The sequence below is a fragment of the Methanobrevibacter sp. genome (genome assembly GCF_045112895.1).
In the GTDB taxonomy this organism is placed as follows: domain Archaea; phylum Methanobacteriota; class Methanobacteria; order Methanobacteriales; family Methanobacteriaceae; genus Methanocatella.
In genome coordinates this window covers 1-22,659 of record NZ_JBGUIH010000037.1, presented here as the reverse complement: position 1 = coordinate 22,659, position 22,659 = coordinate 1, and the positions used below count along the sequence as shown (strand labels likewise).

General features: G+C 35.5%; 25 protein-coding genes and 1 rRNA gene. 21 read left to right on the top strand and 5 right to left on the bottom strand.

Translation table 11 applies throughout. From position 1 onward, the window contains the following. Positions 1–161 precede the first annotated feature (161 nt). The 5 genes from ACJMLD_RS06935 (at position 162) to ACJMLD_RS06915 (ending at position 4,681) form a co-directional block, all read left to right on the top strand. Positions 162–626 (top strand): HEAT repeat domain-containing protein, encoded by a 465-nt coding sequence (locus ACJMLD_RS06935; protein WP_405269712.1) that lies wholly within the window; start codon positions 162–164, stop codon positions 624–626. 246 nt (positions 627–872) lie between these two features. Beyond that, positions 873–1,790, top strand: coding sequence for a glutamine amidotransferase family protein (locus ACJMLD_RS06930; protein ID WP_405269709.1), 918 nt, complete (start codon positions 873–875; stop codon positions 1,788–1,790). An 8-nt stretch (positions 1,791–1,798) separates the two neighbouring features. Then, a complete protein-coding gene (locus tag ACJMLD_RS06925) occupies positions 1,799–2,467 on the top strand; it encodes a tributyrin esterase (protein ID WP_405269706.1) in 669 nt (222 codons plus the stop codon). Between the two features lie 11 nt (positions 2,468–2,478). Further along, positions 2,479–3,969, top strand: coding sequence for a glutamate synthase-related protein (locus ACJMLD_RS06920; protein WP_405269703.1), 1,491 nt, complete (start codon positions 2,479–2,481; stop codon positions 3,967–3,969). A 70-nt stretch (positions 3,970–4,039) separates the two neighbouring features. Beyond that, on the top strand, positions 4,040–4,681 hold the full coding sequence (locus ACJMLD_RS06915; protein WP_405269700.1) for a YitT family protein: 642 nt from the start codon (positions 4,040–4,042) through the stop codon (positions 4,679–4,681). 2 nt (positions 4,682–4,683) lie between these two features. Here the strand turns inward: ACJMLD_RS06915 and ACJMLD_RS06910 are convergent, their stop codons facing one another. Further along, positions 4,684–6,138, bottom strand: a complete 1,455-nt coding sequence (locus ACJMLD_RS06910; protein WP_405269697.1) for a sodium-dependent transporter — start codon at positions 6,136–6,138, stop codon at positions 4,684–4,686. A gap of 137 nt (positions 6,139–6,275) precedes the next feature. Here ACJMLD_RS06910 and ACJMLD_RS06905 point away from each other — a divergent pair, with 137 nt between their 5' ends. After that, a complete protein-coding gene (locus ACJMLD_RS06905) occupies positions 6,276–6,812 on the top strand; it encodes a flavodoxin family protein (protein ID WP_405269694.1) in 537 nt (178 codons plus the stop codon). On the opposite strand, the gene ACJMLD_RS06900 is transcribed toward ACJMLD_RS06905, so the two are convergent. Genes ACJMLD_RS06900 through ACJMLD_RS06890 form a run of 3 tightly spaced genes read right to left on the bottom strand, consistent with a single transcriptional unit; the run spans position 6,813 to position 8,559 of the window. After that, a complete protein-coding gene (locus tag ACJMLD_RS06900) occupies positions 6,813–7,460 on the bottom strand; it encodes a hypothetical protein (RefSeq protein ID WP_405269691.1) in 648 nt (215 codons plus the stop codon). Positions 7,461–7,462: 2 nt separating this feature from the next. Further along, positions 7,463–7,993, bottom strand: coding sequence for a TIGR00730 family Rossman fold protein (locus tag ACJMLD_RS06895; RefSeq protein ID WP_405269688.1), 531 nt, complete (start codon positions 7,991–7,993; stop codon positions 7,463–7,465). 11 nt (positions 7,994–8,004) lie between these two features. Beyond that, complete coding sequence (locus tag ACJMLD_RS06890) at positions 8,005–8,559, bottom strand: DUF2115 domain-containing protein (protein ID WP_405269685.1); 555 nt, start codon at positions 8,557–8,559, stop codon at positions 8,005–8,007. A gap of 70 nt (positions 8,560–8,629) precedes the next feature. Between ACJMLD_RS06890 and ACJMLD_RS06885 the strand changes: the two genes are divergently transcribed. The 11 genes from ACJMLD_RS06885 (at position 8,630) to ACJMLD_RS06835 (ending at position 17,933) form a co-directional block, all read left to right on the top strand. Next, complete coding sequence (locus ACJMLD_RS06885; protein ID WP_405269682.1) at positions 8,630–9,274, top strand: hypothetical protein; 645 nt, start codon at positions 8,630–8,632, stop codon at positions 9,272–9,274. A 58-nt stretch (positions 9,275–9,332) separates the two neighbouring features. Beyond that, positions 9,333–9,800, top strand: a complete 468-nt coding sequence (locus ACJMLD_RS06880; protein WP_405269679.1) for a hypothetical protein — start codon at positions 9,333–9,335, stop codon at positions 9,798–9,800. A gap of 115 nt (positions 9,801–9,915) precedes the next feature. Then, a complete protein-coding gene (nikR, locus tag ACJMLD_RS06875; protein ID WP_405269676.1) occupies positions 9,916–10,365 on the top strand; it encodes a nickel-responsive transcriptional regulator NikR in 450 nt (149 codons plus the stop codon). A gap of 20 nt (positions 10,366–10,385) precedes the next feature. After that, a complete protein-coding gene (locus tag ACJMLD_RS06870) occupies positions 10,386–11,153 on the top strand; it encodes a methyltransferase domain-containing protein (RefSeq protein WP_405269673.1) in 768 nt (255 codons plus the stop codon). A gap of 68 nt (positions 11,154–11,221) precedes the next feature. Continuing rightward, positions 11,222–11,647 carry a hydrogenase maturation peptidase HycI gene (hycI, locus tag ACJMLD_RS06865; RefSeq protein ID WP_405269744.1) on the top strand — a complete coding sequence of 142 codons (426 nt, stop codon included), beginning with the start codon at positions 11,222–11,224 and terminating at the stop codon, positions 11,645–11,647. Then, positions 11,644–12,738: an acetyl-CoA carboxylase biotin carboxylase subunit family protein gene (locus ACJMLD_RS06860; protein WP_405269670.1), complete on the top strand. Its 1,095-nt coding sequence runs from the start codon at positions 11,644–11,646 to the stop codon at positions 12,736–12,738. The genes hycI and ACJMLD_RS06860 overlap by 4 nt, the downstream gene beginning before the upstream one ends. Positions 12,739–12,808: 70 nt before the next feature. Then, positions 12,809–13,891 carry a glycosyltransferase family 4 protein gene (locus tag ACJMLD_RS06855; RefSeq protein WP_405269667.1) on the top strand — a complete coding sequence of 361 codons (1,083 nt, stop codon included), beginning with the start codon at positions 12,809–12,811 and terminating at the stop codon, positions 13,889–13,891. Positions 13,892–14,208: 317 nt separating this feature from the next. Next, complete coding sequence (locus tag ACJMLD_RS06850) at positions 14,209–15,678, top strand: Mur ligase family protein (protein WP_405269741.1); 1,470 nt, start codon at positions 14,209–14,211, stop codon at positions 15,676–15,678. Positions 15,679–15,760: 82 nt separating this feature from the next. After that, a complete protein-coding gene (locus tag ACJMLD_RS06845; RefSeq protein WP_405269664.1) occupies positions 15,761–16,207 on the top strand; it encodes a hypothetical protein in 447 nt (148 codons plus the stop codon). 43 nt (positions 16,208–16,250) lie between these two features. Then, positions 16,251–17,468 (top strand): hypothetical protein, encoded by a 1,218-nt coding sequence (locus tag ACJMLD_RS06840; RefSeq protein ID WP_405269738.1) that lies wholly within the window; start codon positions 16,251–16,253, stop codon positions 17,466–17,468. Between the two features lie 33 nt (positions 17,469–17,501). Then, on the top strand, positions 17,502–17,933 hold the full coding sequence (locus ACJMLD_RS06835; protein WP_405269661.1) for a DUF356 domain-containing protein: 432 nt from the start codon (positions 17,502–17,504) through the stop codon (positions 17,931–17,933). Here the strand turns inward: ACJMLD_RS06835 and ACJMLD_RS06830 are convergent, their stop codons facing one another. Next, positions 17,934–18,425, bottom strand: a complete 492-nt coding sequence (locus ACJMLD_RS06830; RefSeq protein WP_405269658.1) for a multiprotein bridging factor aMBF1 — start codon at positions 18,423–18,425, stop codon at positions 17,934–17,936. It lies immediately after the preceding gene. Positions 18,426–18,611: 186 nt separating this feature from the next. On the opposite strand from ACJMLD_RS06830, the gene ACJMLD_RS06825 reads away from it, so the two are divergent. From ACJMLD_RS06825 to ACJMLD_RS06810, 4 genes are all read left to right on the top strand, one after another. After that, entirely contained in the window at positions 18,612–19,850 is a 1,239-nt protein-coding gene (locus tag ACJMLD_RS06825; protein WP_405269735.1) for a proteasome-activating nucleotidase, read from the top strand. A gap of 131 nt (positions 19,851–19,981) precedes the next feature. Beyond that, positions 19,982–20,977 (top strand): PH domain-containing protein, encoded by a 996-nt coding sequence (locus tag ACJMLD_RS06820; protein WP_405269655.1) that lies wholly within the window; start codon positions 19,982–19,984, stop codon positions 20,975–20,977. Positions 20,978–21,010: 33 nt separating this feature from the next. Continuing rightward, entirely contained in the window at positions 21,011–22,048 is a 1,038-nt protein-coding gene (locus tag ACJMLD_RS06815) for a TIGR01177 family methyltransferase (protein WP_405269652.1), read from the top strand. Between the two features lie 532 nt (positions 22,049–22,580). After that, a 16S ribosomal RNA gene (locus ACJMLD_RS06810) occupies positions 22,581–22,659 on the top strand; the annotation flags it as partial.

The window sequence follows — 22,659 nt, the reverse complement described above, 5'->3', positions numbered from 1 at the left end:
ATATTGTTCGTATATTTATAATATTGATGTTATTGTATTTAAGTTAATTTTAAAATTTTGTTCGTATACTATCGAAATACTTTTATATAACCAAAGTTATAATTATATTTAATTACAAAAATAATTGTAGATTTTCATTGTTAAATTCGTGAGGGGTTAAAATGGAAAGAAGTATTGATGAATTAATTGAACTATTAAACGACAAAGACGATTTTGTTGTCCAGGATGTTGCTGGAGAATTAGAATTAAGGGCAGATGAATCATTAGACCCTTTAATAGATGCTTTATCTAATAGGAAAAAACAAATCAGATTAAATGCTGCTACAATATTGGGCGCAATTGGCGATCCAAAAGCGATTTGTCCTTTAATCGAAACATTAAGGGATAATAACAAATTAGTTAGAAGGGAAGCATCTACCTCATTGTCACGTATGGGAGAACCTGCAGTCGATCCGTTAATCAAAACTTTAGATGATGAAGATTGGAAAGTAAGAGGGGCAGCTGCATGGGCACTCGGAAATTTAGGTGATGAAAAGGCTATTCCTGCTCTTGAAAACTTGCTTGATGATGAAAGTGGTTTTGTAAAAGCGGGTGCGCAAAGCGCAATAGCTTCCATTAAGAAATAATTTTTATTTCTTAAACTTCTTTTTTTAATAATCAAATTTCATTATTTTGAATATTTTATTAATTCTTTTAGTTTTTATGTTCATTTTTCTAAACATTGTTCAATAATTTTTAATTTTTTCTATCTTTTTTCAGAATTTTTTATAGTCGGAAGATGTTTTCCAACACATTTATATACTTGTTCTGTTAAAGTATAATACGGAAGTTACTTTCCGACTAAATAATTATTATAAAATGGAGGTTTAAAATTGTGCGGAATAGCTGGATTGGTTTATAAAGATAAAGAATTACATAATATTGGAGATGACATGACAAACATGCTTCACCAACTGCAACACAGGGGCCCTGACTCAGCGGGCTACTCTATTTACGGTGGAACAGGTTTGGCAGAAGATGAATATATCTTAAAAATTCAAGTAAAAGAAAGTGAAAAATTACTCGAGAAAGTAAAAGATGTAATCAATTTTCAGACTCCAATCAAAAAAGACGCCATTTTACCTTCCGTAGGGGATTCATTTATTTACAAATGTAAAATATCTTTAGATGAGTTTTGCCAGCTTAAACCTCTAATTACAAAAATAGACACAATTGATGACGTAATAGTAATTAATGGAAGTCATGACTTTGAAATGATAAAGGATGTCGGATCCGTGCTTGACATAGCCGACAGGTATGATGTGAGGTCCGTTAAAGGGACACATGCAATCGGCCACACCCGTTTTTCAACTGAAAGCGGTGTGGACAGATACCATGCACATCCTTTCCAGACTTACATCGTTCGTGACATTTCAGTTGTTCACAATGGACAGATTACAAATTACTGGAAAGTAAGAGACCCTCTTGAGAGAAAAGGCCACACATTTGAAACATTCAATGATACAGAATGTCTGGTGCACTACATTGCAGATAAGCTAGCTACCGGCTACACATTGGAAGAGGCGTTGGAGCAATCCGTTGAAGATATGGATGGTCCGTTCTCATACATTATTGGAACACCTCAAGGAATAGGAATTGCAAAAGACAAACTTGGCCTAAGGCCGGGGGTTATGGCTGAAACAGATGAAGTGTTTGCAATAGCATCTGAAGAGGTATCTCTAAGAGAAGTGGTCGACACACACCATGTAGAGCAAATCTCTCCTGGTGAAGTAATGGTATATGAAATTTAGGTGATTTTATGGATGTAAAAGAGATTGATGCAGAAAATTTAACCCCTCGTGAAATAAATTCAATGGTTAAAGAATCTGCGGAGGAATATGATAAAATCATTATTAGGAATCCCAATGCAAAACATTACCTTGCTGCAGGAGTTACAGATGATGTGGAAATAGAATTTGACGGTTCTGTGGGATATTTTGCAGGATGCATGTGTGACAGGCCAAAAATCAAAATCAACGGTAATGCAGGTTGGTTTGTTGGAGATAACCTGACCGGAGGGGAAGTTGTTGTTGAAGGATCAGCCGGTGACGGTGCAGGCCAAGGAATCTATGATGGTTATGTTGTTGTAAAGGAATCAGTCGGTTCAAGAACCGGTGAAATCATGAAAAACGGTACAATAATCATCGGAGGAAACTCCGGATTCATGACAGGAATTTTCATGATGGGAGGACGCATTATCATCTTAGGTGATGTTGGAGATGATGTTGCCGAATCCATTATTCGTGGAGTAATTTACGTCAGGGGTAAAGTGAAAAGCTTAGGATACAACGCTAAATTTGAAGAGATGACCTTCAAAGATTCTCTAGAAATTGAAGAGGCATTAAGCAAATTTGATATTGATGTTGAAGATTATTCAGGATTTAAGAAAATAGTTCCAAAAAGTACAAGGCCATTCTATGGTCACTAGGAGTGTTAAGTATGCCATATAGAGTTGAAAGAAATCCGGATTTATGTAAAAAAAATTTTGGAAGACCGGGATGTTGCTGGTATTTATGTGATGACAGGGATGAAAAAATCTGCGGAAGATGTTTTTCATGCTTTAACAATTGCCCTCATGGAGTTTATGAAATCATTCAGGGTGACCCTTATCCACTCAATCAGGAAAAATGTGTAGGTTGCAGGATTTGTCTTGAAATGTGCCCAAATAGAGCAATTGAAGTAAATGCAATTCCGGAAGATGCAAGACAAGGATGGGGATTCCCGGACATTGTGGAAATTGTAAGGCAATCACAGACTGCATCATATAAACTCAGAAGTACTGGAGCTTTAAGGCGCATTCCTGACTTTGATGACTTGGTTGTAATTCCAGCTCAGGTATCAAGGCCGCCTATTGACAAATACAGGGAGCCTTGCGGAACTGATGTCGTTTTGGGAGATAGATTTGCGGAAAATCCCCTTAAGCTTGAAACTCCAATCATGATTGGAGCAATGTCTTTTGGAGCTTTGTCAAAAGAAGCTAAAATGGCATTGGCTGTGGGATCATCTCTTGCAGGAACAGTAACCAATACTGGTGAGGGAGGAATGCTTCCTGAAGAGAGGGAATTGGCTGATAAGTTGATTGCACAGTATGCATCCGGCCGTTTTGGTGTATCTGCCGATTATCTTAAAAAAGGAGATGCAATTGAAATCAAAATAGGTCAGGGGGCAAAATCAGGAATGGGAGGACACTTGCTTGGTGAGAAAGTAACGGCTGAAGTGTCAAAAATCAGAAACATTCCTGAAGGTTCAGATGCACTTTCTCCAGCAAGGCACATGGATATTGTAGGGCCTGAAGACTTAAGTATGAAAATATCACAATTACGTGAAATTACCGATTGGAAAGTACCGATTATGGTTAAATTTGCTTCCGGTAAAGTTGCTTCCGATGTAAAAATCGCAGCAAAAGGAGGGGCAGATATAATCGTAGTGGACGGTATGCAGGGAGGAACTGGAGCTGGTCCTGAAGTAATTATGGAACACTCCGGTATTCCATCTCTTGCATCAATCGTTGAAGCGGATCTTGCATTAAAGGAAATTGGTTTAAGAGACCAAGTAAGCCTTGTTGCTGCGGGTGGTGTTCGTTCAGGTGCAGATTTAGCTAAAGCTATTGCATTGGGTGCAGATGCAGTATACATTGCAACGGCTGCTTTAATCTCAATCGGATGTAGGGTTTGTCAAATGTGTTATACAGGAACATGCAGAAAAGGTATTGCTACACAGGACTTGTCCCTCAGGCACAGGCTTGATTATAAAGAGATGGGTAAGAATGTAGCCAACTACATCAACACAATGACTGATGAGGCCTGTATGCTGGTTCAGCAGGCAGGTAATACTCACATTACAAAACTTGAAAAAGAGAATTTAAGGTCTTTAACTTTGGAAGCATCAGCTCTAACAGGCGTTCCTATGGCTGGTGTAGGCAGAATTTAGAGATTTTACACTCTTAACTATTCTTTTTTTATGAAAAAATATTTAAGTATTCTTTAAGTTATTATTATTTATGGAAATGAAAAGGATTAGCAGATATGTCATTTATATAATTTCATTATTCGTCATATCTTTGGGGGCGGCCATATCAATCAAAGCCAATTTGGGGACAGCCCCTTTGATTTGCATTCCATATGTTTCAAGCGTGATATCACATTTGAGCGTTGGAACGGTTTCTTTTATTTTTAGCATTATATTGATTGCTTTGCAGGTTCTTATCTTAAGAGGCGACTTTGAAAGAAGGCAGTATCTGCAGATTGTCATGGGAACAATTTTTTCAGCCTTCATAGACATTGCATTGATGCTGGTTAGCTTTTTGAATCCTCAAGACTACATGAGTCAAATGTTATTGTTACTAATCAGTTGTGTGGTGGTTGCTTTTGGTGTTTTACTGGAAATTCAAACAGAGGTTGTATATCTGCCTCCAGATGGGTTGATTGTAGCTATTTCTAAATCATTAAACAAGGAATTTGGAAAAGTAAAACCTTATGTGGATTCATCACTTGTTATTATTGCAGCCATACTATCTGTGGTGTTTCTGGGTTATCTTGTAGGTGTTCGTGAAGGAACAATAATATCTGCCCTAATCATAGGGCCAATCGTCAGAATTCTTAAAAAGTATTTGGATTCCTACATTTTAAAATTAATAGAATGAATTCATTCATTTGCAGATTCCTTTCTGCTGAAGAAAATTGAAAATCCTAAAACGGCAATTGTGATAATTAAATAAATTGTTATTTCAAAGGTGTTCGCATTTGAGAACAATTGCACAATTCCGAATAGCCAAAGCACAAATAAAACGATTGGAGCAATGTATCTAATTATTAGTTTCCATGTTCTGCCTACCTTTATTGTTGAATGTTCGTTTAAAACTGGTATAATGTTATCCAACCCATAAATCCATCCAAAGATTATCGCTTGGATTGGAATTAGAAGTATGACTCCAAACTGATTTACAAAGGAATCAATTATTCCAACTATGTAGCTGCTGATTCCGGTGGTCAATATTAGAGAGAATGTGCAGCCAATAATACATAGGATTGTAGTTGTTTTTCGTCTGGACCATCCCAGTTTGTCATGTGTTGAACTCAGCATCGGTTCAAATAGCCCGAGTGCGGAGGTAACTCCTGCAAAAAGAATTGCCAAGAACAGCATTGGTGCTAAAATACGTCCAATCGGACCCATGATATTGAATATCATTGGAAATACGATGAATATTAAACCTGTACCTTCTGTAACTAATTGTATAAGGGGTGTTCCGCTGGTATAAGTCATGAATCCTAAAATTGAAAAGACTCCAAATGCAGTGCATATCTCAAAAATGGAATTTGTAGCAACCACTATCAATACATTATCAGTTAATTTAGCATTTTCAGGCAAGTAACTTGCATATGTAAGCGCTAAAGCTTCCCCTACGCTTAATGAGAATATTATCTGGCCGAATGCAGCTAGCCAAATGTTTACATCTAAAAGCATTTCCCATTTTGGATTAAGCAATGCATTAATTCCGATATATGCTCCAGGCAATGTCAATGCATAGACGATAATAATTCCCATTATGACGAACAACAAGGGGATAAGAATTTTGGAAGCCTTACCGATTCCTTTATCCACATCCTTATTGGATATGAACCATAGGATTGCCCATGTGATGATGACTCCAATTGTAGTCGGTATCAATAAAAAGCTAGCGTCACTTAAATTGGAACTGCCACCAACAGTATTTACGAAGTAGTTTGCAGCATCTGTTCCCCAATTAAAAGTAAAGCTGCTAAGCAAGTAAACTAAATCCCAACTTAGAATAACCATATAATAAATTGTCACGATAAATGTGAATAAAACTAAAATCCAAGCAATTATCTCTAATTTTGGATTTATTGTTTTCATGATTTCCGTAAACGATTTCTTAAAGAAAAAGCCGATACCGTATTCCAGAATCAAAAACGGAATTCCCATTAAGGCTATTGCTACGAGATAAGGTATAAAGAATGACCCCCCTCCATTTGTGTATACTACATAACTGAAACGCCATATATTTCCCAATCCAACAGCAACGCCAATCATTGCAAATAGAAATGATAATGTTGAATCCCATTGTTCTTGCTGTGCCATAATTCATAATTTATTATTGAAATTATATAATTGTTTTATTGTTTGTATGCTTTTGTTTACGTTTTTCAATTTCTATATATTGTTGGCGCCCGCAACATTTAAATAAATTTTTCCACTAAAAGATTTCTAGTGGTTATATGAAAATCGTTGTATTGAAAGGAAGTCCAAATATCAATGGGTCATCGAATATGCTTGCAGATGGATTCATTAAAGGCGCTCAAGAAGCCGGGCACGATATTGTTGAAATCGATGCTGCACATGCTGACATTTCCCCATGCATTGGCTGTATCCATTGTGGATATGAAGGCGAATGCAGCTTAAGCGATGATATGGATGAAATTAGGGGGAGGATATTGGATGCGGACATGATGGCTTTCGTTACTCCATTGTATTATTATGGAATGTCCGCTCAGCTTAAGACCTTGATTGACAGGTTTTGTTCTAGAAACTTCTCGATTCAGCAGAAGCATATGAAATCTGTTCTTTTAACTGTGGCATATAATGCTGATGATTGGACATTTGATGCTCTGGAGGCTCATTACGATACTTTGGTCAGATATTTGAATCTGAATGATTGCGGTAGAGTATTGGGTTATGGTTGCGGAACTCCGAGCATGACTCAACATTCATCATATCCTCAAAAGGCTTATGAGTTAGGAAAAAGTTTGCAATAGCTATTTTAAAACAATTGTTTTGTCAATCATTTCAATTAATACTTTATTTATCGGATTCTTAAAGGATAGGGGATGTTCTTTCGGGTAATCCATGTTGAAGGGCAACACTTTAAAGCTGGACATGCACAAATCTGTAGTTCTAAGTCCGAAAAAGGATTTATATTCTCCATCAAAGATTTTCATGATAAGTCCTGTGTCTTCTGTTCGTTCATGTCCGGATATTCCTTCTTCGGCATAAATTCTAAATTTTTTAACACAGTCGGCAGTGATTAATGCATATTCAACCAAATATTCATATTCATCTTCATCAAGGTCATATTCATCATATTCAATTATCTCATCGCATTCATCATCGGGAACATATAAATTTGAAGTACAATAAGCCAGGGAAATGTAAATCCCGTCAAAATCCAGAGATTTTGAAATTATGTCATAATATAAGTTGTCTAAAGGAATTGACTTGTACCGATCTCCTAAAATTTCCGGAACGGTATGGGTAAATCCGCCTTCTTCAATAGCTGTGCAGTAAAAGTGTTTTTCTCCCAAATATCCTGCTGTAGCGGCTTTTTCAATTGTCTCTTTGATGTCAATATTATCCGCGTGTTCTAATTTTTTAGCTATTTCAAGAGCTTCGCCATCGCTTATCAAAATCACACCCCTAAGTTTTCAAAAATCTCTTCAACGGTACTGGCCACTTTAAAAATTTCGCTCTGTTTATATAAAAAGCCCTTTTCACCCATTTCATCAATCATCTCAAGCATCTTATCATAAAAGCCATCGACATTAAACACGATTATTTCAGCATCGATTTGCTTTAGTTTTTTAAGGGTGATTATTTCAAAAAATTCATCCAGGGTTCCAATCCCTCCCGGAGATATGATGAATGCATCTGAATATTCGACAAATTTCTTTTTTCTCTCATCCATTGAGTTGACATAAATGAATTCGCTACATTCTCCACATAATGGTTCAAAATTATTAATCCATTCCGGAGCTATTCCGATAGATTCCCCATCATTGTCATGAACGCCATGAGCACATGCACCCATCATTCCAGTGTCTCCGCCACCAAAAACAAGGGCATGGCCTTTCTGAGCTATCTTGCAACCTAATTCATAGGCTGCATCAGTATAAATCTTATCTATTTTAGTACTACCGGATCCATAAAGACAAATTTTCATGAAGTCAACTCCTAAATATCGGGTGTCTGCTCGGCAAGACATAAATGGCAGATTGCATCAACATTATCTTTTTGATTCTCTTTAACAGGACAATAGAATACTCCATTTCTATTTTCCACTTTTAAACTTCCTGGAAACTCACTTCCCACAGGGTGTATCGGCTCTTCTAAGATAAATGTTGTGTATAATGATGTGATTACATAAATTAATGGAAACTTGCCCTTCTCCATATTGTCTGCTTCCTCTTTTTCAAAGGTTCTCTCAAGCATCGGGAAGGATTCGTCAAAGGCTTCTTTGTCAATGTTTGCGTCATGATGATAATCTTCCTTCATCAAAACTTCCTTCATGCGCATGATAAAGTATTTGATATAGATTTCCAGGTATTTGTCACGATAACTGGCATGAACGAATTCCCCGTCTTTTCTCATATATGCTGTGGCCATCATCAAATCATACACGGATATTGTGCCGGCATATTTCTTAAGGATATCCATCAGTTCCTCTTTTGTAATCTTTTCTTTATGGGATAATTCTTTCAGTTCAACCAATATGTATTCACTTTCCATGATTTTATTATAAAATTCAATAAATAAATACTTTTAACATAAAATCCTAAATAGATTATGAGGTAATGAAATGTCCGAGAATTTTATGGAGATTAAAAAAGAAGATATTGAAAATGTCGAAAATGCATTGAAAGTCAATTCAGACTATAAATTAAACAATACTAAATTTAACATCAAATCATTTGAAAAAAGCCAAGATATTTCTTTAATTCAATTTGTTGCAAATGTTGAAAACGAGCTGGTTTTCCAGACTAAAGAAGAAAACGGCAAATATTATATTTCAGATACTTTTGGCTTGTTTATGGATAACATTATTAATGGAAATGTTTCAAGGGATGTTTTCCAATCAGTAAGCGGTTATTTCCATGAAGTTGTCGAAGATAGTGAAAACGATTTTGCCGATGAAAAAGAGGAATTGATTAATTTTTTACTTTTAACTGAAGAATACGATGAGGAACAACTCAAAATCGATTTGGATCCAGATAAGATTCGCAAAGATTATCGGGAGGATTATGATAGGATTTACGGTGACAATTCATTGAACAGGGTTCAAAAAAGTCTGGCTTTAAAGGAATTATTGCACATGTCCATCTGCCAGGTCGTAAATGACATCGATCTGTTTTTCACAAGGCCTTATGATTTGACTCCCGAAGAAAATGCTGAAAAGAACAGGCAGGAAGCAAAGGCTTTGGAAAATGAAGTGCAGCTAGGGTAATGTATAAGTAATATTAATTCAATAATTATTATTATAGAAATATTAGTGAACTGATTATATGATCAACATTACTAAAAACGAAGAGGTTGTTTTAGACCAAATCAAAATATTTAACATGGAATATCCCAATGGAATTCCAGTTAATGTTTTAAGAAAGGATTTGGGTTTTCATGAATATGATTTAGTTCAAATTTTAGAAGAGCTTCAGGATAAAGATTTAATAGTCTTCAAAGACAATAAAGCAAGCCTATCCGAAAGCGAAAAGGAAATCAATACTGTCAATTCAAGAAAAGATATTGAAGAGTTAGAACTAAACATGAAAGAAAAGGAATCCTATAAATTAATCCAAGAACTTGTCGACGATAAGAATTTAATCTCTAAATACACTCTTGAAGGCCATTTGCTTTACGGCGATTTAAAACTGACTAATTTCAGAATGTACCATATCATATTATCTCTTCAGAATAAAGGACTTCTGAAATCCATTGAAAAAGACGACGGCGAATATTATCTTCTTGTTGGATAATATTTTTTACTTTTTTTTTAATATTGAAGTATTATCTTTTTATATTTTAATCATAATCTTTATATAATTTAAATTTCATAACTATATTCAATAATTGATATTGATGTGTATTTTTATGATGAGAATAAGTATGTCCTTACCAAAAAAACTATTGGCAGATTTTGATGAAGTATTAAAAGAAAGGGGATACCAATCACGTTCAAAAGGAATTCGTGATGCACTTCAAGATTACATTGTAAGGTATCAATGGATGAATTCAATGGAAGGGCAAAGGATTGGTATTATAACAATTATCTATGACCACCATTATACAGGTGTAATGGAAAACCTTGCAGAAATTCAACACAGTTTCAGAAACGAAATCAACACCAGTATGCACATCCACATGACAGACAAATATTGCATGGAAATTGTTGTTGTTAATGGGGATATTGCTGAAATTCGTGATTTAACCGAAAGGATCATGAGACTCAAAGGTGTTGAGCATGTAAAACTCACAAGTACTGCTAATGGAGAAGATTTCAACGAACCTGGTCACTCACACGACCACACACACCATCACTAAATCTTCTTTTTCTTTTTTTTATGAAATTCAAAACCACCCCGTATCATTCTGATTTGTTAAGGGATAAAGACAGGTTATCCGCTTTTTTTGAAGCGATTAATGAATATGGCGGAAATAATGAATTGGCTTATGACCTTGGATGTGGAAGCGGCATCTTATCCTATTTTCTAAGCTCTTATTTCAAGGAGATTATAGCTATTGAAATGGATGGGAAAGCCTGTTCATGCGCTCAAGACAACTTGTCCGGTTTTGACAACATTGAAGTTGTCAACTGCGATGTCCTGGAATATGACTTTACAAGAAAAGCCGACCTGATTGTTTGTGAAATGCTGGATACCGCATTGATTGATGAAGAGGAGGTTCCTGTCCTGAACTTTGTGAAAGGTTTCCTCAAAGAGGATGGTGCAATCATACCTCAAGCAGTAATCAACACTGTGGAGCTTGCCAATTTGGAAAGGCATTACGTTCACTGGGATGAAGGCGTTAATTATGAATCATTTTCAAAACCTATAGTATACTCGGAATTTAATTTTTTAGATGAAATCACACCTGAATTTGAAGAGGATTTGTCTTTAAAAGCGAATAGGGAAGGCATTATCAATGGATTGAAAATAACAACCTACACAAAACTCAATGAGAATATAATTGTCGGGCCCTTGCCGATGTTGAATCCACCATTATTAATCCCATTAGATGAAAGATTTGTAAAAGAAAATGATTTAATAAATGTAAAACTAAAATATATAATGGGAAAAGGGATTGAAAGTATTAAAACTGATTATCTCTAAAAGGTGGTAGCTTGTCTTTTGAAGCTGAGTTGAATGATTTTTTAAGCGGTTTTAATAAATTAATCGTATTGGGTGTCGGCAATGAGCTTAAAAGTGATGACGGTGTCGGACCTTTCATTATTAACAAATTGCTTGATGAAAACATTGAAAATGATAATTTGATGTTTATTAATGCTGAAACAGTCCCTGAAAATTTCACAGGCAAAATCAGAAAAGAAAACCCAAGCCATGTAGTCATTGTCGATGCATGCTTGATGGGAGCTGATCCTGGGCAAATCAAAATAGTTGATAAGGATGACTTTATAAATATCGGAATCTCAACTCATTCAATGTCTTTGTCTTATTTTGTGAAATATTTGCAGCAGGATAACGATTTTGAAATCATATTTGTTGGAATAGAACCTGAAACAATGGATTGGGGTGAAAATCCAACAGCCAGTGTTGAAAAAACAGCTAATGAATTTATAGAAATTTTAAAAGGGATTGTATTATGAAAATTTTATTTATCGGTTCAAGATTATATGATGATATTGATTGGTATGTCAGAAGCAAAAACATTGAAAGTGTTTTAACTGAATCTAATGAAGATGCAATTAATTTAGATTTGCCTGACCAAGTATTCATTGTTCCTCGTGGGATGGATGGTCCAAAGCAAGTTGCATTGATGCAGAATGTCGACGCAATTGTTCCATTAATAGGTATTGACCCTCCATTGATAGATGTGGCCCACATGAAAGAGGAGGTTGAAGAGGAATATGGAATTCCAGTTATTGCCGCAGGAGTAAGGGCAGTGGAACTAACCTCCAATAAAATTAAAACTAAAGCTTTTTATCGAGAAATTGGTGTTGCAACACCTAGTTATCAAATCTTAAATGATCCCGATGAATTGGAATTGGATTTCCCAGTCGTCTTAAAACAGGGTGAAGGCCAAGGCGGAAAGGATATCAAAATAGCGAAATCAATTGATGATGTCAATGAATATTTCGATGAATTCGACCAGGCGTTATGTGAAGAGTTCATTGAAGGGTCTGAAATTTCCATTGAGGTTCTAGGATTTAATGGCGAATATGTTGCATTGCCTCCAATCTATAAAGGGGAAACCACTTTAGAGGGAACACACCCATTAAATAAGGTTAAAACAGGTCCTTGCATGGTTGAGGGTTTGGATAATAATCTGGTTCAGCATACTGCATATAAGGTGGCTCGCAATTTGGATTCAGACGGTATTTTTGAAATGGATTTCATGTATTCCGCAAAAAAAGATCAGCTATATGCAATTGAAGTAAATACCCGTCCAAATGGTACAAGATATTTAACAACTGCCACCTGTGGCGTAAACTCTTTATGTGAACTGGTTGATATGGCAATTGGGGAGTTCAGCTTATCCAATATTTCAGATAAACTGGAATATCATTATTCAACTGAAATTCCAATTGGAAATTATGAAGGGCCGGCTCCAAACGAACCTCTAAAATCTTTTGAAGCTAATGATTTTGTCGTACATGGTCCAAAAGGCTATCAAAGGATTACGGCAAGAGCTAACTCAAAAGAAGAGCTTGAAAATTTAATTGACAAATTAATATAATCTGTGTTATAACTTATAATTAAAATTATATACTACTATTAATAGATATCTTATTAGTTTAAAAGATTTATTGTGTGGTAAGATGAATAATACAGATATGTTAATTCTTTTTTTAATAACATTATGTGCTACCATATTCTTCACATGGTATGTTAAAAGAATATTGCTTAAAGCAAGGATTGCAGATAATCCTATAGTAAGTGAACATAGACATAAGAGTGGCACTCCAACAATGGGGGGTATAGCATTCTTATTTACAATTTCATTATTAATTGCTTTATATTATCAGAATACGCCTATTTTAATCGTCTGCTTTATAATGCTTGCAGGAGGGATTGTGGGTTTAGTGGATGATTTGATTGGCCTGAAAGTTAAGGAAGTTCAAAAAATCGTTGTTAACATTTCAGATGAAGTAATTGCACTTGGAAGATTGGATGTTGAACCTGGAGAAGAAGTGCGTGTGGCCACTCCAAAAGCGAAAGCTGAAGTTGATGATTTGCTTAAGGCAGGTAAAGTTGAGGTAGTTGGTGAGGTTCCAATCAAAACAGAACCGGAAGAACTTGAAAAAATCATTTGTCAAATAGTTTTAGGATTATTTTTAGGTCTGACAGGTGTTGTTACTACAATTGGCGGTTTTCAATTAGGTCTGTTGGCCATTCCTGTAGTTGTAATAGCTATTTTAGGTTGTATCAATTCAGTTAATCTCATTGATGGTATGGATGGCCTTGCGGCGGGTATTGTCGGTATTGCATCCATGGCATGTTGTGTTTATGGTTACTTGTTTGGACCTGCAACAATCATTCCGCCATTTTTAATACTTGTTGGCTTATGCTTAGGATTTTTGGTATTCAACAAACATCCGGCATCAATATTTATGGGGGATACCGGATCATTCGTATTGGGAACAGGTTATGCGGCAGCGGTACTTGTATGTGATCTTCCTTACTTTGGCGTGCTTGCATTGGGCGTCCCTATTGTTTCAGTAATCGTTAGCTTGCTTCACAGGGCACACATTATTAAATTACCGGTAGAACCGCTACATCACACATTAAATCATTATGGCATGTCAGAAAAAAAGATTGTATTTAGTTATTGGGGAATTACAGTAGTTTTATGTATAATAGGCATTCTTGCTAATATGTTTATATTCTAATTCTCTATTTTTATTTTTTGAGGAGATATATTATGGAAATTCAAGAATTAGTTAATACTTTGGAAGGAAGACTCGTTGGAAATGATGAATATTTTTCTATTGATGGATTTACAGGAAAGTTCACATCTTTAAATGATGCGCATACGGGAGATATTGTAGTAAGAGATTGGGTTGATGAGAAGGGGGTTGTAATTGCATTTAAAAAGAATATTGCATGCCTCATCACCAAAACTCCTAGAAATTGCGCTGTTGAAATGGCTCAAAAGCTTGGTTTTCCTTTAATAATCACTGATAAAATCGAATTGGCTAAATTGCATATGGGTTCTGATGAGGAAGATAAATTTTCCCTGGATTTGACAAAAATTCAGAATTTGGTTGATGCTGTTGACGGACAGCTTGTTGGAAATGACGAATATTTCTCCATTGATGGATTCACCGGTAGATTTACATTTCTGAATGATGCCCATACCGGAGATATCGTAATAAGGCATTGGATTAACGATAAGGGAGTCGAAATTGCATTCAATAAGAATATAGCTTGTCTGATTACTCAAACTCCAAAGGATTGTGCTGTTGAAATGGCTCAGAAGCTTGGTTTTCCTTTGATTATCACCGATAAGATTGAACTTGCAAATGCTGTTGCACTTTCAAATACTATAGATAAGTACTCTAAAAACTCAACAAACATTGTAATAACAGGCACTAATGGAAAATCAACCACTTCCCATTTAATCTATCATATTTTAGACAATGCAGGTTACCATACACTTACAAATACCGACAGCGAATCAGAATTCAACACATTAATCGATCCGATGGTTTCCAAATTGATTTCCGATAAAGTCAGGGAATGTGGGGAGCTGGACTATCTGGTAATTGAAGTGTCTGAAGTCCAGGGATGGCTTGGAAAACTGATGAAGAATCATGCAGCATTGATGAGTGAGGCCATCAGGCCAAAAGTAGCCGTCATAACCAACATTGCAATGGATCATATAGGTCTTGTAAACTCTATTGAAGAGGTTTATGATGAGATTTCTGCTGTTCCAAAAGCTATTGGCAGTGGTGTTTGCGTTTTAAATCATGATGATGAATTGGTAATGAAATTAGAAGCTGAAAATCCTTTCTATACATCCATGTCCAAGTTGGATGAGGAGAATGCAGTCTATTTTGAAAACGGTGAAATCATCTACAATGATAAGGTTATCTTAACAAGCGATGAATTGCCGTTTACAGGCAGCCATTTCATACAGAACATCCTGTCTGCTATTGGCGCATGCATTTCATTAGGATTACAAATTGACACAATCACCAGAGGAGTAAAATCTTATAAGGCTTTAAATAGGCGTTTTGCAAAGTTAAATGACGAGCCATTGATTTATGATGATTTTGCACATAATCCCGACGGCATTAAGGCAACAATTTCCGAGACTCTCAAATTGCTTCCAAACGGTCAGAAATTATATGTTGTCTGTGCTATTAGGGGCTCAAGAGGTGTTGAGATTAATCAATTAAATGTTGAAGCCCTTGTCGAGTCAATGAATGATGATATTGAGCTGTTCCTATCCTCAAGTAATGATGTTGTTAATAATTTGAATTTCGTTGAAGAGGATGAGAGAGAAGTATTTTTCAATACTTTGAATAAAAATGATGTCGAGTATGTTCATTTTGATAATTTAGAGGATTGCTTGAAAGAAGTCTACAGCAAGGCCGGCAAAAAGGACATTATTTTATTGTTGGGTGCTCAGGGAATGGACCCTGCCGAGTCACTTTTACAAAATATATTATAACTTTAAATATCATATTAATTAATATAATAAATGTATAAATTATATTCTTAATCTAAGAATATTGTTATTAAGAGGATAAATCATGTTTATAAAGATTAGAAGAGACACATTAATAATTTTATTATTGGCATTTATTTTGATTCTTTGTGGTCGTTTAATCACATATGTCGCATTTGCTTCTTCTGATGAAATTAATAATGGGATTCCTATTTCTGGCGTAATTATTAAAGGCAATGATATTGTCCCTGTTGAAACCATTAGGGGAAATGTTATGCAGGCTGGTTTTAGGGACGGTAGTGTAATATATGGAGATATTCTAAAAACTTCCAAAAGGGAAGTTTCACTGCAAGATGCGATTCAGACGGCACAGGAATTTGCAACACGGTCAACGGTGCCCGGTACATCTGTTCAACCTATTACTGCTGCAGATGTTCAGGTAGATAAAAATACGGGTGTTGTTACAGTTACAGTTATTGAGGACTTTTCGTCTGTTGAATTAGAAAATAAATCAAATACTGCAGGTGGATAAATTGAATAAATTAAAGGTTTCACTTGTATTTTTTGTAATATTGCTGATGACAATGAGCAGCGTAGCCGCTACCTGTAACATTGTTGTTATTACAGATCCTTCTGGTAATGACCCTAATGGTGCGGCTGCTGGAAGTATGTCTTTTGCAGACAATATGTTCCAGTCAACTTTCCTGCTTTCTAGAAACAACCACTTTGCTGTGCTCTCAGGGGGTACAGGTAGTTCAGATACTAGGCTTGAATCTATCGTTGATGCAGTTGCCAGTTTGGAAAATAATGCTTCTGCAGCCTCTGCAGCTTCAATTGCTTCCCAATATAAGGGAGCTCGTCTTTTGGTAGGTGGTGCAAGTATTGGCGCTGCAATTGGAGGATCCTTCAATGCTTATGTAATCACTGTGGATGATGCAAGCAATGAGATTAAGGTAACTCCGTATAACAGTGGAGTGGCCACTTTGCAGCCTGGTCAGAAAGGAGCTATTATTCACTTGAGGAATACTGCTGGAAATCCGTTATATGGTACTGCAGATTCTGTCAGAAAAGAAACTGCGATGAATATTGGAAAAATGATTAGGGACGGTTATCCTGCAACCACCATTCTTTCAGAGGCTATGGGTGAAGTGGCAAGAGATTCTGGTGAGAAATACGGTGGGGGTGGAGTAAACCTCGTATCAGGCATTTCAACTTCAGACATGTTTACTCCTAAAGAGATGAATGCCAGCGGTTATCCAATGGATGAAGAGTATTCTAAAGTTTGTGATGATTGTGGATGGGCATTAGGTTATCCTGCTGCCGAGGCATATGATAAATGTCCTGTTTGCGGTGGACAAATCAGAACAGTCTACGCTTATGAAGCATTAGGGGATGCGCTTACAGTTAGTTCAAATGCGGTCAGCGTATCTGTCTATGGAAGTGATAGGCCCGGTTTAGCCGCTACCACTAAAGAGATTGTAGAAGCATCCGTAGCTAAATACGGATATGATGCATCTGCCATTGCAGGTTCTATCAATAAAGGCATTAACAATGGTCTTTTAATGGGTGTGGATCATGTAGAACCTAAAGATATTAATGTAAAACAAGGTTCTAAAGCTGTGGGAGTTTATTACAAAGCACTTCCTGGTGATAGGTCTTCACCGACATGGGATTTGCCGATTGATGGAAATATCTTAACCATTTTGGGCAGTATCCAGACTGCTGTAGGTATTATATTAATTCTGCTGGTGGTCTTTAGAAGCAGATTGCTGAAGTCTTTCCAAGACAGGTGATAACTCACCTTTTTATTTTTTATGGGGATTAACATGGCATTAATTTTAATTAGAGGAGAAAACAATTCAAAATTACTCAATGCTATTTCAGATATGGAACGTCATGGCAATTTGAATATAGTATCACAGCCTAGGGTAATAGATTCTGATTTTGCCGATTCATTAGTTGAGAATATTCTAAATTCAAAGCTTAGAACCAAATCCAGTGTTGCCACAGCATTTTTTGTAAAAGAGGATCCTACTTTAAGCATCATGCAAATTAAAAAAATCCATCCTCCTGCACATGTTGTGGTTGTCAGTGATGAATACGATGATTATGATAAGCTTGAAGACACGCTAGATGATGCAAGGCCTTTTCAAGGATATCATTCACATAAAGCAAAGAATGATGGTTTAATTGATTATTCGATTAAAGGTGAAAAAAGATATATTAAAAATGAAAAATTAAACAGCTATATGAAATAGCTATTTTCTTTTTATTTTCATTACATTTCCAAGTGTGCGTTCTCCTGAAGAACTGTTTATGAACTGATTCAAGTCAACATTGTTCGCTTCTTCGAGAAGTTTAATGTTCAATGTCTTTTCTAGTTTTCTTGTTAATTTTGTATCAGGAGTCATCTTTCCGGTTTCAAGTCTGGTTATGACTGAAACCCTTTCATTGATTTTCTTGCCTAAATCTTCACGGGACCAATTTTTGGATTCCCTTGCTTTTCTAATCTCCAATTCAAAGTTTTCAATCAGTTCTTCGGTCGGCTCATCATTTCTAGAATAATTTCTTTTTCTTGTATTCTTTTGTGGTTTTCCTTTTTGCTGTTGCCTGAACTTTGGTTTAGGAGGCGCTTTTTGTATTGTTCCAAGTTTTGAACATTCTTTACAAACGACCATCACTGATCCTTCGATTTTCGCTCTTATTGGATTGTTTTCGGGTACCGGTTTACCACAAATTTCGCATTCCATATTAATCCGTTTCCTTAATTCTTGTTATAATTATATATATTAGCATTATCTTATTAAATTTTTGTTAGTATGTACTAAAATGAATACCTTTAAATACTTTAAAGTTACAAATTGTTATTAAAGTAACATGATTATGAAAAATTTATTCGCTAACTGGAGATGATTCACATGAATGATTTTGACGATTTGGAAAATTCTTCAAAAGAAGAGTTAATTGAAAAAGTAATAATTCTTCAAGACGAAATTGAGATATTGAGAGAAGATAAATCCAAAACTAAAAGTAACTTAATGTGGAAAGTTAGGAAATTAGAGAAAGATAAAGTCTTGATTGAAAATGAAAAGATCAGACTTGAAAGAGAAACTAAATCATTACGTTCAGAAGTAGACAGATTTAGATCTCCACCTTTAGTGTTAGCTACTATTACCGAAGTTTTAGATGATAATAGAATGACTGTAAAAAGTAGTACAGGACCTAGTTTTCTTGTTAATTACTCAAAATTCTTAGATGAAAAATTATTGGTACCCGGTTCAAGGGTCGCATTAAATCAACAGACTTTCGGCATTGTTGAAATATTGCCATCAGAAAAGGATGCAAACGTTTCAGGAATGGAGATTGAAACTAAGCCTGATATAACTTACGATCAGATCGGTGGTTTGGAAGAGCAGATTATTGAAGTTAAGGAAACCGTTGAATTGCCTTTAACCGAGCCTGAACTCTTCGAAAAAGTAGGTATTGAACCACCTAAAGGAATATTATTGTATGGTCCGCCTGGAACAGGTAAGACATTGCTTGCAAAGGCTGTAGCCAATGAAACCAATGCCACTTTCATTAAGATTGTAGCATCAGAGTTTGTCAAGAAATATATCGGTGAGGGTGCAAGGCTTGTTCGTGAAGTGTTCGAACTTGCTAAGGAAAAGGCTCCTGCAATCATATTCATTGACGAGCTTGATGCAGTTGCCGCTAAAAGACTTAAAAGTTCAACCAGCGGTGATAGGGAAGTTCAAAGGACTTTAATGCAGCTGCTCGCAGAACTCGATGGATTCGAATCCAGAGGAGACATCGGAATCATCGGCGCAACCAACAGACCGGATATTTTAGACCCTGCACTATTGCGTCCAGGTCGTTTCGACAGATTTATTGAGGTTCCTCTTCCTAATGTTGATGGCAGACGTGAAATTCTTAAAATCCATACCAAAAACATGTCTTTGGATGAAGAGGTCAGCATTGACCTGCTTGCAGATATAACAGATGAGCTGTCCGGTGCTGATTTGAAGGCGGTATGTACTGAAGCCGGTATGTTTGCAATTCGTGAAAAACGTGATAAGATTACTGTAGCAGACTTTATGGATGCTATTGATAAAGTAATGAGCAAAACCAAAGAGGACGAATTGTTCAAAACAGAAGCTGGCGTAATGTTTGGTTAATATAATAGCAGAAATAAGCCTATGATGAACCCTATGAGCTCTGATATGTGATGAATGATGGGCGAGCTGAGGCTTATTTTTCAATCTTTTTTTCTAAAACTTTATTTAAAAGTAAATTCTAATAGTTAATTATGTTGTTTAATAAAAATGATAATAAAGCTAATGAAAGAATTCTTTATAAAACAAAGCCCAACATGCTTTTAGGTTGTAAACAAGCTATTTACGGCGTGATTTTATTAGGCATTGTTTTATTTGTTTCACCGATGGTAATCCAATTCATCGGGGAGATGCAGGTTTATTTAATTTCTCAAATTAAGCTTCCTTTAACCAGATACACTGCTATAGCTTTATTTGTAGTCATTCTTATTATCGTATTATATATTATATGGCAGCTTATCAGTTGGCATTCTATTGAATATACCTTAACTGATTCAAGAATAATTATTAAGTCAGGCGTATTGTCAACTAAAAAGACCTACATGCCTTATGCAACAATTCAAGACGTCAACACTTCTCAAAATATTCTGGCCAGATTATTTAATGTGGGGTCCGTATCCGTTTTCAGCGCATATGATAACAATGAGATGGAGCTGAAGAACATTTCAAATCCTTCAGAAGCCGAGGAAATTATTTTCTCAAAGATCGTCAATCCAAGAAGCTTTCCTCAACAGCCAAGATACATTGACCAATATCAAACATCCCAAGGCAGGGATTACCTTGATGATGACGAATATTTGGGAAGAAATGAATTCTATGACGAATTCGAGCCAATAACTCCTATAACCCATGAGAGGAATGTCTCCCAAAGAAGGGAATATGAATATTTTCCCGAAGATTATTCCGCTGAAGAGGATTATAGAAAGTATGACTATGAACCCTATGACGACAGATTCAATAATAATGTCAATAGGATTGTAGATGATCTCCAATCAGATTATTCCAATGATGGCTATTATAATAAATCCGGCGGCGATTATTCTTATGGCAACGATGATTATTATGAAAATATTGAAGCTCAGGATTATTATAATGGAGATGCCAATGAAGCGTCAAGAAATCATTCGGGAGATGTAGATGAATCTAGTGAAAAGGTCATTAGAAGACATTTTGATAAGTTTAGGAAATAACTTTATTTTTTCAATTTGATTTTAGGTGAATCTATGGAATTATTATGCATTCAATCACAAGAGCATCCTGAATTACCCCTTGCCGAGTTAAAGGCAGTAATGGAATGTGAAGGCATCAGCGCTGATGTTGAAGTAATAACGGAGGGCTTGGTGATTCTAAGGAATATTTCCGAAAAGGACCTATGCCCCTATTATGAAATCCTAACAAGAAGATTGGGCTACACTCATGAAGTTCATGAGCTTATTAAAAGGACCAGCGTAGATGACTTTGAAGGTGATGTCTCCTCTATTGATTGGTCAGGATATATTAATGAAACCTTTGCCGTTCGTGTAAAAAGATTCAATGCTGAAATCGATACTGTTGGTTATGAAAGAAGGGCAGGCTCATTAATTCTGAACAATTGCGATGATATTAAAGTCAATCTAACAAAACCGAAATCTTTAGTTCGAATTGTCGCATTTAAAAATGATTTATTTATATCTATTGAAAGAATAAAGTTAAATAAAAAACATTTTGAGGACAGCAAACCTCACAAAAGACCTTTTTTCTATCCGGGTTCTATGAATCCAAAATTGGCTCGATGCATGGTAAACCTATCAAGGGTTAAGGAAGGCCAGTTGTTGTTGGATCCATTTTGTGGAACTGGCGGAATCCTAATTGAAGCAGGATTGATAGGATGTAAGGTTGTAGGTTCTGATATCTACTGGAAGATGAAAAACGGGACATCAATCAATTTGGATTATTATGGAATAACCGATTATAGAACTTTCAATCTTGATGTCCGTGAACTTAAGATGTATGAAAAGGTAGCCAGTGTTGTTACAGACCCGCCATATGGAATATCCACTTCAACAGGCGATATTGAAGGTGAGGATATTTTCAAGGAATTTTTTAAAGCAATATATGATAATATGCATGATGATGCTTATTTATGTATGGCAAGTCCTCATTACGTGGATTTGAAACCAATGGCCGATGAAGTTGGCTTTGAAATCATCGAGCAATACGGAATTAAAATGCATAGAAGTTTGACCAGAATAATTTCTGTAATTCGTAAAAAATTGGATTAATATAGTTACCTTTATATACTAGTTATTTTTTTCCTTTTTAGAAAGCTATAAAACTTCCTACTTTTGTTTTATTTTATTATTTTGGCTAATTATTTTTTTTATTTGATTTTTTCAAATTTTATTTAAATTATTTTTTAAATCAATTTATAAATTATTTATTTTATAAAATAAGAATATATATTGATTATTACACTATAAAATATAATTTATGTTATTATTTTTATTTTATATTATATTTTGCAATATTTTTTAATTAATTTTGTTAATAAAATTTGTCTGTCTATAAGATGTGCTATGTGTTTTATGGCGATGACCTAAGTATTATTGTAAAGTACAATTTTTACTATGATGGTTGCTTTTCCGCATATAGCTATACATTTGTGAGTACTTGAATTTTCTCAAGTATGATGTTGGTTTTGTAGATGTGGTGAATTAGTACAATATAATTTGTTACAAATTTAGTGTATACTCGTCTATATTTTTAGCGTACTTCATAATATTCATTGACTTATTATGATCTGCTATGTGTTCAATTCTGTTTGATCCTGGCAGATGCTACTGCTATTGGGATTCGATTAAGCCATGCAAGTCGAACGAGTTTAGACTCGTGG